The 12,236-nt window shown below is 60.3% G+C and carries 11 protein-coding genes; all 11 read right to left on the bottom strand.

Features of this window, described 5'->3' with window-relative positions:
* Positions 1 to 153: 153 nt before the first annotated feature.
* The 11 genes from BW09_RS00860 to BW09_RS00810 all read right to left on the bottom strand — a co-directional run bounded on the left by BW09_RS00860 (position 154) and on the right by BW09_RS00810 (position 12,121).
* Positions 154 to 435 carry an HU family DNA-binding protein gene (locus BW09_RS00860; protein ID WP_044088675.1) on the bottom strand — a complete coding sequence of 94 codons (282 nt, stop codon included), beginning with the start codon at positions 433 to 435 and terminating at the stop codon, positions 154 to 156.
* 254 nt (positions 436 to 689) lie between these two features.
* On the bottom strand, positions 690 to 3,104 hold the full coding sequence (locus BW09_RS00855; RefSeq protein ID WP_140464573.1) for a lysylphosphatidylglycerol synthase transmembrane domain-containing protein: 2,415 nt from the start codon (positions 3,102 to 3,104) through the stop codon (positions 690 to 692).
* Positions 3,105 to 3,221: 117 nt separating this feature from the next.
* Positions 3,222 to 4,658, bottom strand: a complete 1,437-nt coding sequence (gene purB, locus BW09_RS00850) for an adenylosuccinate lyase (protein ID WP_140464572.1) — start codon at positions 4,656 to 4,658, stop codon at positions 3,222 to 3,224.
* A gap of 5 nt (positions 4,659 to 4,663) precedes the next feature.
* The gene (locus BW09_RS00845; protein ID WP_140464571.1) at positions 4,664 to 6,250 is read right to left on the bottom strand and encodes an alpha/beta fold hydrolase; all 1,587 of its coding nucleotides are present in this window, start codon (positions 6,248 to 6,250) and stop codon (positions 4,664 to 4,666) included.
* A 2-nt stretch (positions 6,251 to 6,252) separates the two neighbouring features.
* Entirely contained in the window at positions 6,253 to 6,594 is a 342-nt protein-coding gene (locus BW09_RS00840; protein ID WP_140464569.1) for a hypothetical protein, read from the bottom strand.
* A 291-nt stretch (positions 6,595 to 6,885) separates the two neighbouring features.
* Positions 6,886 to 7,485 carry a DUF6466 family protein gene (locus tag BW09_RS00835; RefSeq protein WP_219846506.1) on the bottom strand — a complete coding sequence of 200 codons (600 nt, stop codon included), beginning with the start codon at positions 7,483 to 7,485 and terminating at the stop codon, positions 6,886 to 6,888.
* The gene (locus BW09_RS00830; RefSeq protein WP_140464567.1) at positions 7,455 to 8,492 is read right to left on the bottom strand and encodes a VWA domain-containing protein; all 1,038 of its coding nucleotides are present in this window, start codon (positions 8,490 to 8,492) and stop codon (positions 7,455 to 7,457) included. Before BW09_RS00830 ends, BW09_RS00835 begins: the two co-directional genes overlap by 31 nt.
* The gene (locus BW09_RS00825; RefSeq protein ID WP_140464565.1) at positions 8,489 to 9,547 is read right to left on the bottom strand and encodes a VWA domain-containing protein; all 1,059 of its coding nucleotides are present in this window, start codon (positions 9,545 to 9,547) and stop codon (positions 8,489 to 8,491) included. The genes BW09_RS00830 and BW09_RS00825 overlap by 4 nt, the downstream gene beginning before the upstream one ends.
* Positions 9,544 to 10,089, bottom strand: a complete 546-nt coding sequence (locus BW09_RS00820) for a hypothetical protein (protein ID WP_140464563.1) — start codon at positions 10,087 to 10,089, stop codon at positions 9,544 to 9,546. The genes BW09_RS00825 and BW09_RS00820 overlap by 4 nt, the downstream gene beginning before the upstream one ends.
* Entirely contained in the window at positions 10,086 to 11,033 is a 948-nt protein-coding gene (locus tag BW09_RS00815; protein ID WP_181161696.1) for a DUF58 domain-containing protein, read from the bottom strand. The genes BW09_RS00820 and BW09_RS00815 overlap by 4 nt, the downstream gene beginning before the upstream one ends.
* Positions 11,030 to 12,121 (bottom strand): MoxR family ATPase, encoded by a 1,092-nt coding sequence (locus BW09_RS00810; RefSeq protein ID WP_181161697.1) that lies wholly within the window; start codon positions 12,119 to 12,121, stop codon positions 11,030 to 11,032. Before BW09_RS00810 ends, BW09_RS00815 begins: the two co-directional genes overlap by 4 nt.
* Between the last annotated feature and the right edge of the window lie 115 nt (positions 12,122 to 12,236).

The following is a 12,236-nucleotide window of genomic DNA, read 5'->3' as shown; positions in this document are numbered from 1 at the left end:
GCGGGACTGAGGGGTAGTGAATTAATCAACGAACTTACGGCGAGGCATACTAGTCCGGTAGATAGTAATACGCCAAGGGGCCCCGACCGTCATGGTCGGGGCCCCTTGGCGTTGCTCGATTCGGCAGTCAATCGCTCACTGTTGAGCGTCAATTCACTCGGTGACGGCCTTCTTCAGCAGGGAGCCGGCGGAGATGCGCACGCCGTAGGAAGCCGGAATGTTGATGGTTTCGCCGGTGCGCGGGTTGCGGCCGGTACGAGCGGCGCGCTTGACGCGCACAGCGGAGAAGAGGCCAGTGAGCTTCAGGCCTTCGCCGGACTTCATAGCGTCGACGAACACGTCCTGGAAAGCATTGACAGCAGCCTCGGCCTGGGCCTTGGTCAGGTTGGACTTCTGAGCAATCTTCGAGACGAGATCAGACTTGTTGTATGCCATAAAGCATCCTTCTTGGGTCAGTGGGCAGGCGCGGTTGTCTACCCGTGGTTCATCCATGATAATAGCGCATGCACCTGCCGAAACCCGCTATTTATAAGGGTTTTCACATCTTTTTTCGGGTTTTTCGCGTGAATCGACCAAAAGATGGTAGTTTGACCACGATAGGGGACAGCCATACCAAACCGCAGTGATGGTGCGGACCGGCACGACTGTCGGAGAACTCTCGGCGCAAGGTACGTCGCCGTCACTCGTCATCACACCAGATTGCGGTGATCGAGCCATTTCATGGCCGCTGCACCCAGCGGAATGCGAATCCAATAGAAAACCACACGATGCAGCAGTGTCGCGGAGAGCGCCACTGCCTGCGGCACGCCTACCGCCACGAAAGCGAAGGTCAGTGCAGCCTCCACGCCGCCAAGGCCGCCGGGGGTGGGCACCGCCGAGCCCAATGCATAGGCCAGCATGAACACGAACGTGGTCTCCACCGGATTCGACGAGTAACCGAATGCATGGAGCGCTGACCAGAACGCCAATCCGGTGGTGATGTTCTGGAACAGTGCACCAGTGCAGCTGATGGCAAGTTGACGGGGTTGGGACAGGATATCGAGCAGCTGGTTGAGATAGGTTTTCGCCAGTGGCACCAACTGTTTGGTCACCAGATGGCGTACGGGAGGAATCATCATCGCCACAGACAGCACCACCACCACGATGCCCAGTACGATCACCAAAGTATTGGTGGGGATGGCCCCTGAGAGCATGTTGCGTCCGGTGAACATGCCGATGATCACCAGCATGAGGAAATACACCCCGTAATACACCACCAGCGCGGCACTCATGATCGCCGTGGCGGCGGTGCTGCGGTATCCGGATTTGCGCAGGAACTGAAGATTGACGAAAGACGGTCCCACACCGGCGGGCATGGATACCGTAGCGAAGCCGCCGGCCACCTGGCTCATGAACACGCCCGTGTTGTTGCGTTTGCTGCGATCCATCAGCGAACCCAATGATATCGAAGAGCCGATCCAACCACACACGCCGAAGATAAGTGTGATTACGGCCATCAGCGGATTCGCGTTGGTCAGGGCGTCGATGATCTCTTCAGGCTTGAGCTGGGTGAACACCACCACCACGGCCACAATGACCAGCAGCATCGTGATCATCGAGCGCCAGGAGAAACGGGCGAGCGTCACCGGTTCACCGGCTTCTCCGTTGTCGTCATCGTTCAGATCGGCGAGCTTGCCTCGTAACGATTTGAGCAGTTGCTTGTTCCAGCTGTCCAAGGACCTGGTGGTGGAGGGAATGGCCATTTTCTGGATGAATGGCGCAATGGAGGCGAGCGTCAGATCGCCCCATGCCTCGCGTGCCGCATCTACCGCTGGCTCCACGCCGATCAACGAGGCAAGGAGCGTCAGCAACTGCACCTTATCGAGAGCGGTGTTGGCGGCGCTGGAGGCGTTGTCCCCGTCACCCCATCCGGCGATCACCGCCGTGCCGTCTTCGAGCCTTGCCAGTGTGGAAGGGATGATGCGCCGGTGCGTATAGCCTCGGCGATTGGCCACAGACAAGTAACGCATATACGCCACTGCATCGGCCTTGGTCAACGTCTTGAGATTGGCGGGCATGGCGATCGTGTTCGCATCCAGTACCAGAATGGCCGATTCGTCCGTGTCGGCGATGCCATAGGGGGCCGGTGCAGGAAGCTTGATATTGTGCAGTCCGAGCAGCATGGACAGATGATGCTGCACGGCATCGCGCACGGAACGGTCACGGCGTATGGACACGCTGGTGAATCGCACCCAATCCCACAGTTGTTTGAAATATCCCGCCGTATGGGTCTGCGCATCAAGCACGGATACGATGAAGGTGCGCCCATCGGTGGTATGCAGGTCATACAGGCGCGAGCCGGTGGTCAGGTCATCCTCCAGGGTGGCGTCCAGGGATCCCCTCCTTCCGTCCACGGGGTCCTGATGCCTGATCAGGGAGGCGGTCTCCAATCCGATGCCGCTGAGCGCCGTGACGAGCGCCTCGCCCCAGACGCCTTTGTTCTGCGTGCCCACGATGAAACGGATGAGCATGCCCACCGTGCGCCCGGCCGTCATGGACACCAGAGTGCCGGTGACCGAATGCCAGGAGAGCACGACCATCACGGCCGCGGTGATGTAGAGGATATTCCATCCCCATTTCACCGTGGAGCGGGTTCGACGAGGGCCTGCGGCCGTCAGAAACGCCGCCATGCCGGCATATATGTCCGGCAATAGGCCGGAGCCGAAGGAGGTGGCGGCCGAAAGCAATGCCATCGCCAGAGTGTGATCATTGATGCCGCTGACCAGCGTGGAAACACCCCATGCCGTGCCGTATCCAGCAAACATGGCAATGGCTGAGATCGCGGCTTGAGGCCATTCGCGGGAGAGCAGTAGCTGCCCCAGCACGGTGACCACAATGATGATGGTCATCAACTGCGTCAGCACTGTGGAAGGGTAGTTGGCCAGCCAGTTGATGGCCTGTGCGGCGGTATGCGCATCGGACTCCACTCCACGGGTCATACCACCCATGAACACTGCGAATACCATGACGATTGCCGCGGCCAGCAATGATAATGCGCCTCTGGCCAGATCGCCGAAATCGTGTGTGCGTTTCGGCGCCACGTCGTCAATGATCGGACTTGCCACCTGAACTCCTCTTGCCGTTCCTTGTCGTCAGCTTCGTCATACAACAGGTCATACGACAAGGCGCGCACGCCATCGCGCACGCGCCTTGCTCCATCATGGTGATGCGTACGTCCTGCCTCAGCGGTCGAATGCCACGAGTTCCGAAGCCACTCCGGTATAGGTGGCCGGGGTCAGGGCCTTCAGACGGGCGGCGGTCTCGGGATCGAAGGACTGCTGATCGATGAACTGCTCGACCTGCTCCTTGTCGATGGTGTGGCCTCGCATCAGCTCCTTGACCTTCTCGTACGGCTTGTCCATGCCGGGCAGACCGCGCAGCTCGCAGGCGCGCATGGCGGTCTGGATGGGCTCGCCGAGCACCTCCCAGTTCTCGTCCAGCTCGCGCTCGATCACTGCATCATGCGGGTGGATGGACTTCAGACCGCCCATCAGGTTGTGCAGGGCGAGCAGCGAATACCCGAGCGCCGAACCGATGTTGCGCTGGGTCGTCGAATCGGTCAGATCTCGCTGCCAACGGGATTCCACCAGCGTGGCGGAAAGCGTGTCCAGCAGCGAGCAGGACAGTTCGAAGTTCGCCTCGGCGTTTTCGAAGCGAATCGGGTTGACCTTGTGCGGCATCGTGGAGGAGCCGGTGGCGCCCTTGACCGGCACTTGGGCGAACACGCCACGGGAGATGTACATCCACACGTCCACGCACAGGTTGTGCATGATGCGGTTCGCGTGGGAGACGGTGGAATAGAGCTCGGCCTGCCAGTCGTGGGATTCGATCTGCGTGGTCAGCGGGTTCCAGGTCAGACCCATGCGGTTGGACACGAATTCACGGGAGACCGCAATCCAATCCACGTCCGGGCAGGCTGCAAGATGCGCGCCGAACGTGCCGGTCGCGCCGTTGATCTTGCCCAGATACTCCTGGCCCTTGATGTGCTTGAGCTGACGGTTCAGTCGGTAGACGTAGACGGCGAGCTCCTTGCCGAGTGTGGTCGGCGTGGCCGGTTGACCATGGGTCAGGGACAGCAGCGCCTTGTCCTTGTATTCTTCCGCCTTGCCGGCGAGATGGTCGATGATCTCCTCGAACGCCGGTTCCCAGACGTTGTTCATCGCGTTCTTCACGCAGCGGGCGATGGACAGGTTGTTGATGTCCTCCGAGGTGCAGGCGAAATGCACGAGGGTCTTGAGACGATCGTTGATGTTTGTCAACTCGGCCGGGGCCTTGTCGATCTGGTCGTCGATGTAGTATTCCACGGCCTTCACATCATGATGGGTCACGGCCTCGTGCGCGGCATGCTGCTTGATGCCCTCGGCACCGAAATCCTCGGGGATCGCACGCAGGAACGCCTTCTCGGCTTCGGTGAACGGCTTGACGCCATCCACAATCGGCTGGTTGCCGTTGCCTTCGAAACCGTTGGCCAGCAGAATCATCCATTCGACCTCGACGCGCATGCGCTCGCGGTTCAGCGCGGGCTCGCTCAGGTATTCCACGAGCGGGGCGGTAGCCGCATGATAGCGGCCGTCAAGCGGGGTCAATGCAATTGCGGGGGAAATATCAGTAAGCTTCATGCGTTCTAGGGTACTTCCAGCCGTGAACCGGACGTGTGCTGCGTCATGCGGCCTTGGAAGTAACGGGTCTCCTTGAGCTCGCCGGTGATGGTCTGCTGGAAATGCTCCTCATGCCGCTGCAGGGCGGGGGAACCCAGGTCGGTGGCGTTGCCGTAGGCCGCCTGATGGTATTTGATCCAATGACTGATCTCCCGCCCGTCGGTGCCGCCTCCCGCCACTGGAGCGGCGGCATAGGCGTTCCGTCCGTAAATCGGTGCGGTAGCCGGTGTGCACGAACCGTCGTCGTTGATGGTGCCGGGTGTCGCCGCAGGAGCGGGCGAGACATGTCCCCGTACGGTCAGCCAATGATCGGAGTCCGGATTCGAGGCGCCGTCCAAGGCTGCCACCAGTTCATCGTCGATCTCTACGCTGGTCACCCAGGTCTTCTCGGGAATCGGGTGATTGGCGACTGGAGAACCGGCCGTCACCACGTGTTCGATGCTGTAGTCGTCCGCCCAGTCGGAGGCGATGGTCGCCGCCACGATGCCGCCTTGCGAGTGGCCGATAAGCGCCACCGGCTCGTCCTTGCCGATGCCTGCCTGCTGCATCGCCTCGGTGACCATCCGGACACTGTCCGCCCGCATACGGCGTTCTCTGTCGTCACTCATCAGCTCCACGTTTTGCTCCCATCCGAATGGGGAATCCGACTTGCCGTCGGTGCCGGGAATGGTGACGAGCCAGGCATTGGTGCCGTCAGTCCGCTCATAGCGTTGAATGGCCACGGTGCCATATTCGAGACCGCTGTTGAGGTCGATTTTGCCCAGCCGTTCTTCGGCGAGACGACGCAGATTCTCCATCGCATCGCCCACGCTGCCGCTCAATCGCACCACTTCGGTGCGGGCATACACCTCCTTGACGTCAAGATGATTGCCTTGCAGGATGTCCTTCACCGGACCGGAGACATTGGCGATCTTCCCGGCGCCGGCATTCACCTCGTCGGTATGCTTCATGCCTTCGCCGATGGCGATACCTCCGACCATGGATCCGATGCCGCTCATCACACCCTCTTGCAGGGCATAGGTGGAGGTGGACATCCATGACGCATTCGGTTTGCCTTCGATCACCCAGCCGGAAATCAGCCCGCCCAGGGCCACCGCCGCAGTACCGACCAAGGCATAGCCGGGTTTCCACTGGGTGCCAGCCTGTATCAATTCAGTGAAGGTACGACGGACTGCGAGCTCCGCTTCGGAATACAGCGAATGGGCGCGAATCAGCAGGCTTGCGGTGTCGGACAGTTCGATGCTGAGTCTTCGACAGGCTGCCGCATGTTCCGTGCATCGGGCTCCCAGCGTGGTGTATGACAAGGTGGTGTGATCGGGGGTTACCGCCGATGGGTCGCCCGCGGTTAGCGTGGCACACATGGGCGCACTGGTTCGATGCGATTGAAGCTGCAATGCGGCATCACCCCAGGAGACGGACAAGGCGTCGTATCCTGATGCTTCATCGTCAAGCGCTTTGGCGATTGCCGTGTATTCCTCAAGGGTGGCAGGAGCATATCCGCGACCGCCGTGGACGGAGGCTTCGACCTGCCAATAATATGTGGATTCCGACATAGTCATCCCCTCGCCAATCGTTCGGTGGTGTCCATGTCGGATTCCAACGCGGCAGACGCCTGCCGGATCCAATCCAATCTTGCGCGGAACAGTTCCGCTGCATTGCCTGTCCATATGATGTTATTTGCCTTGGCACTTGCCGTGGCGAAGCGTTCGTTGACGGCAAGCGTGGCGGAGCGTTGGATGCCGATGAGGTTTCGGCTGCGCTCCACCGCTGTATGGCATGGGCAGGTGCCATAGTTGAACGGTGTCACCGTATTGCCGGCGAATCCACCGATGGGGTCGATGGCCGCCGGATTGTGCTGCGCGTTCGTGAATGTTGGATTGGTGCTGAATGCGTTCATGAATCCAGCTAAAGGGACAATGGTGTGACGTGTCCAGCTGAAACGACCTATGTGGTTCCAGCTTACGGAAAATGGGTGGGTTTATCCACGACAAATGTGAATAAACCCTGTAGACCCCCCGTAGACAAGAGCGTCATAATGATTCGAGCCCGTTTATCCACAACAAATGAGGATAAACGGGCCCTGATAATCTCTGCCTGATGCATCTGGCCGATGTGACTTGCCGATTATAGACAGCCCGATAGCTAGTCTTACCGATTGCGCGACGTCATCGACACTGCCGACCAGGCATCACCATGGTTTCGTGGTATTGCCCTTGTTCTGATCGGTGTTCTGTTCGGTCTTGGTGTTGGTTTTGGTGTCGGTGGACTGCTGGTTCGCCTTCATCAGCTCCTCGACCTGCTTCTTCTGCTCCTCGGTCAATGCTCCGCCTCGCTTCGCATTCGAGGACGAGGATTCATCGGCCTGTTGCGGCTCAGCGGACTGAGACGTATCACCTTCAGTCTGTGCCTTGGCTTTCTTCAAGGTGATCGTCGTTAGCTGGGAGGAAATGGAAGCGTTCGCGTCGATGGCATCCCTGATCTGCGGCAACAGCACCCCGCGCATCTGACCGGCTTCCGCGAATTGCGCATCGGTCTGCTCCTGCTGCGCATGCAGCGTACTCACGTCGGTCGACTCATCCTGAGCGGCTTTGATGTTGGCGTTCAGAGATGCGGTGGCCTGATTGAAGGTGATAGCGGCCGAAAGGTTCACTGCGGCGACTCCTGCCACGGCCGTCAGCAGCGCGATGACGACGATCAATGCGATACGCATACCCAACGGTGCGCGGGCGTGGCGCGTGCCTGCGTTATCTGATGCACTCATAGCAGCCTCCTTGAAACCGTGATCCATGCGCCGAGCTCCCAGGCCAGCAGGAGCACCATCGCGATGGCGAGCGGCCAGACCATCGCAACGGTCCGCGTGCGTTCCTTTGCCGTCGTCGTTACACGCCATTGGCTTGAAGCCTTGCCGGAGACCTGTCCATCCAGTGTGGACGTTGCATTCGTAGCAAGGTATGTGCCGCTGATTTCGTCAGCGATGTCCTTCAGATTCTGCTCATCCAATTTCGAGATGCCGGGCTGACCGGTGTCCGGATCGGTGACCCACTGGTCGGTGGTGGAGGAATCGCCGGCGCTCACCCCATCGGCTATCACGGGAATCCTGCCGCCTTCAGCGGAACCTACGCCAACCGTGAAACCATCGTCCACGTATTGTCTCAGTGCAGAGAAACTGCGGCGTGCGGCGCTTGAGGTCTGTTCGCCGTCAGTGATGAGATAGAGCACGATGGCATCATCGGGGTGCGCGTCGCGAATCGACTTGGCGGTGACCAACAGCTGGTTGATTGGGGCATCCAAATTGGACCCGGATGATACGGACGTGGATTCGACGGCCAAGGTATCGGCCCAATTGTCGATGGCGGGAGCGTCCGGAGTCAACGGCACATCCAATGTTCCGGACGCGCCAAAGTGCAGCGCCGCGAAACTGGCGTCGCCATAACTGGCCGTGATATCGTGCACGGCTTTGCGCGCTGCGGCGATGCGCGATATCGTCTCATCGGAACCATAGTGGGCATCCTCCACCGCCATGGAACCGGTGGTGTCCACCGCCACGATCACATCAGTGGCATTGATGGCGCGTGATGTGGTGGGAGCCACCACACTCGGGGTCAATACCATGATTGAGGCGATCAGCAGCATCGCCGTGCGACGTATGCATACCCATACGGTTTCGTCGGTGGCGTTGTTCGCGCGACGCCGGACGAACTGGATGATTTCAGCCACGGCCATCAGCGCCAGCACTGCGGCCAGTGCTCCGCCGGCAATCCAGCCCAGAGCGGGGGAGAAGGTGAATTCGCTCATCGCCTCAACCTCCATGCGCATGCCAGAACAATGACCACGGCCACCACCAAAGCCAGCGTCCACCATCCGGGGGCGTCGGTCATGGAAGCCTTTGCCTTGCTGTTGGATTCGGTGTCACGCCGTGATTGGATGTCCCTGACCAATTCCTCCACGGACCGGCCATTCGACTGCGTCAGGAACACGCCGCCATGGGATTCGATGGCTGTTTTCATGTCCGATGTTGTTTGCTCGCCCTCACTTGATTTCGGCCCGGAATACAGGCCATCCACCGTGATATTGGTTTGCCGGGTAAGGTCGAGCGCCTCGTCAAGAGAGTATGTCGGCTTGCCCGAGACCACATTATCGGTGGCGAGTACGATCGAGGCCGCGCGCTGGCGTGAGGCGTTCGCCTCGCTCGCCGAGCCGTACGCAAAGCCGGGCAGCATGGCGGCGCAGGAGACCACGCCATCGCCTATCAGTGACGTGGCGTCTTTCCTGTTCTGCGTGCCTTCCAGCCAATCCGCTATTTTCTGGTAATCCGCATCGGACATCTTGTCGATATCATCCTGGGTCTCCACGCCTTTGAGCGCTGTACTGGCGGCAGTCAGCTGCTTGGTGACCAGATCATAGTCGTCGGTGAGCGGGAACACCGTACGGGACGTGGAATTGAAGATGCTCAGGCCGATGCGTTCCCCCTCGAAATGCTTGACCAGCTCCAGATAGGTGTCGATGACCTCACGGTCATACGGCAACGTGGAACCGGATACATCAAGGCACAATACAATGTCCCTGCTTGATGCGCGCTCATCGCCGGCACCCACTTGGGAGGGGCGCGCCACCAACGCAACGGCCAATGCCAATGCGATGGCCATAGCCACCACGGCAACCCGATTCACCACACGCCACTGATGGAACAGGCGAGAGGCATGCTCGGTATTGAGGTCTTCATCCAATGAGAACACGGCCTCATCATTGGTATCGCGGCGGCGGGCGAACGCGACGATGAGCGTCACGACGGCCACGGCCACCAGAATGCCGGCCAATGCGGCCCAGGGCCAATGCCAGGCAAGCATCATGGACGCCACCTTTCCACAAGATTGGCTACCCAATCGGCGGCCTGAGGCACCGTGACCGATCGTGCATGGATATTGAACGCAGGATCGGCGAACTCCGGGGGATACAACGCCTCGATGGTCTGCCTCAGCGTGTCCAGGCCCTGTCTGTTCGCGGACGTGCGGTCGAGGCGCGTCAAATCGGTCAAGGTACTGGAATGCAACGACCTTCCGGAGGCGTCCGTCGCGAAATCTCGTGCCACCAAGGCCAATTGCGTCAAGGCCTCCTCACGGCTCAATGCGCCGCGCTCATGCTGGTCGACTATCGCGTCGATGCGTGCATGCCATAGGGCTTTGGCGCTGGTACTGCGGTGCGCGCCGTGGGGCTGTTTCACCTTGGCGGGTTTGAGGGGCGAACGGGACAATATCACCACGGCGACAATCAGGCCGAGTGCAAGCAGAAGGCAGACGGCAATCACCGCGACGAGCGGGCCGGTCAGGGACAGCTCGTCCTGAGGATGAAGATCTGCGGGCTCGACGGCCAGAGTCAATGCGAACGGCATCATCGGCGATCACCTGCCAGCTGCAGTTCCGGCGACGAGCCAAGCTGATTGCGCGTGGTACGTGCCAGGGCGACGGACACCAGATGCACGAAACGGTCGAACATCTCCTCGCTGGAATCGGCACGAATCAGGAACGATCCGGTACGATTGAGCTCCTGTTCCAGTGAGGCTGCCATATAGTGACGATGCGTCTCGACCTCACGTGCACTGACTGCTGATCGCATGAACGCCGGTACCCGTCGGCCGGTCACGCCGTCCAATGGTGCGGCATGATGTTTGGATAGTGGTGTGAACGGGTTCAGCGTCGCCACATCGATCAGCACCAGCGGGTGCGTCCGGGCGATGTGGCGCAGTCCTACAATCTGCCCCTCTGACAGAGCATGCTCGTCGGTGGCCAATACGATCAGTGCGTTGCGGTCCTTGATGCGTCTCGCGTATTCCAGCAAGGCGTCGATATTGCGTCTGTGCGTCCACTGACGTTCCAGTGCCTTGTCCAAGGTGCGCTCGAACTGTGCGAAGCCGCCATTGAAGGGAATGCGGGTGATGCTCGCCTCATCGGAGAAGACGATGGACACATCGTCCGAGCGGCGCAAAGACAACGCGGCGAACATGCGCAACGCATTTGCAGCCACCTCATACGCCCTCTCGCCGGAAGGACAAACGCCGGTCATCTCACGGCCTACATCCATGAGCAGCCAGACGCGTGAAGTCGCCAGACGCTCACGCTGCACCACCATGGGCTGTCCCTGTCTGGCGCTGGTCTTCCAATCGATCAGCCGGGACTCGTCACCAGGCGCGTAGGCGCGCACATCCATGATATCGCCGGCGCCACCATGGCGTCCGGACGCGTGCTCGCCCTCCAGCACGCCCAACGCCTTGCGCACGGTGGGCAAGGCGATCTGGGTGCCGAGGGCCTCGATCTTTCTGCGAATCGTTTGCGAACTCACGGAACAGGAACCGTTTCGACGATCTTATCCACGATCTGGTCGCTGGTCACACCGTCGGCCAACGCCTCAAACGTGAGCACGATACGATGACGCAGCACCTCATGGACGAATACCTTGATATCTTCCGGCACCACATAGTCACGGCCGGAGAGCAGCGCCTTCGCCTGTCCGATACGAGTCAGGGCGATGGTGGCGCGCGGCGAAGCGCCCAGACGGACCAACGCCGACAATCCCTTGATGGGGTGCGATCCCGCGCCGCGGGATGTGGCGGTAATATCGACCGCATACTTCATGATGGCGTCGGCCACGTGCACACGACGTGCAGCCCTACGCAGGAACTCCACGTCGGATACGGTGATGCGCTCTCCCGTGATGGTGTCGGGGCCGATCATGTCCGATCCCCTGCGGGTGAGCATGGCCAGCATGCGGGTCTCCTCGTCGGCGGACGGGTAGGTCATCACCGCTTTCATCATGAAACGGTCCATCTGGGCTTCGGGAAGATTGAATGTGCCCTCCTCCTCGATGGGGTTCTCGGTCGCGATGACCATGAACGGCTTGGGCAGTTCGATTCGCTGCCCGCCGATGGTGGTGGCACCCTCGGCCATTGCCTCGAGCATGGCCGACTGGGTCTTGGCGTTGGATCGGTTGATCTCATCGAGCAAGACGAAATTCGCGTGGATCGGTCCGATCTGCGTAGTGAATTTCTGCGAGGCGAAATCGAACACCTGAGTGCCGGTCAGATCCGACGGCATGAGATCAGGGGTGCACTGCACACGTTTGAACGAACCGGATACACAAGTGGCCAGCGTCTGCGCCGCCGTGGTCTTGGCCAGACCGGGAACGGACTCAATCAGGATATGCCCGCCGGCGACCAGCGTCACGATCAACGACTCGCGCAGATTGTCCTGCCCCACCAAGGTCTGGGCGAAACGTGCGCGGATGGTATCGGCCAGCAGCCGTGCGCGTTTGGCATCATCAAGGCCCAGGGGTGCTGCGGCACCGGGGATCGGAGCGGTCTGGGGTGTGGCGGCTGGGGGTTGGATCATCGGCTGCGGCGGGAGTTGCGGTTGCGTGGGGAACAAAGTCATGCCCACCACTGTAACTACCAACACTGACTGTTTGCTTTACGCCAACGGTCCAGCAGTTGTGGTCATGCTGCGCATGGCTTGTTTCTGGCTCGCCTGTCGGCTCGCACGTTGGCTA

It is taken from the genome of Bifidobacterium sp. UTCIF-1 (assembly GCF_006408915.1).
In the GTDB taxonomy this organism is placed as follows: domain Bacteria; phylum Actinomycetota; class Actinomycetes; order Actinomycetales; family Bifidobacteriaceae; genus Bifidobacterium; species Bifidobacterium reuteri.
Note: the sequence above shows the minus strand (reverse complement) of the source record. Positions and strands in the feature narration are given on the sequence as shown.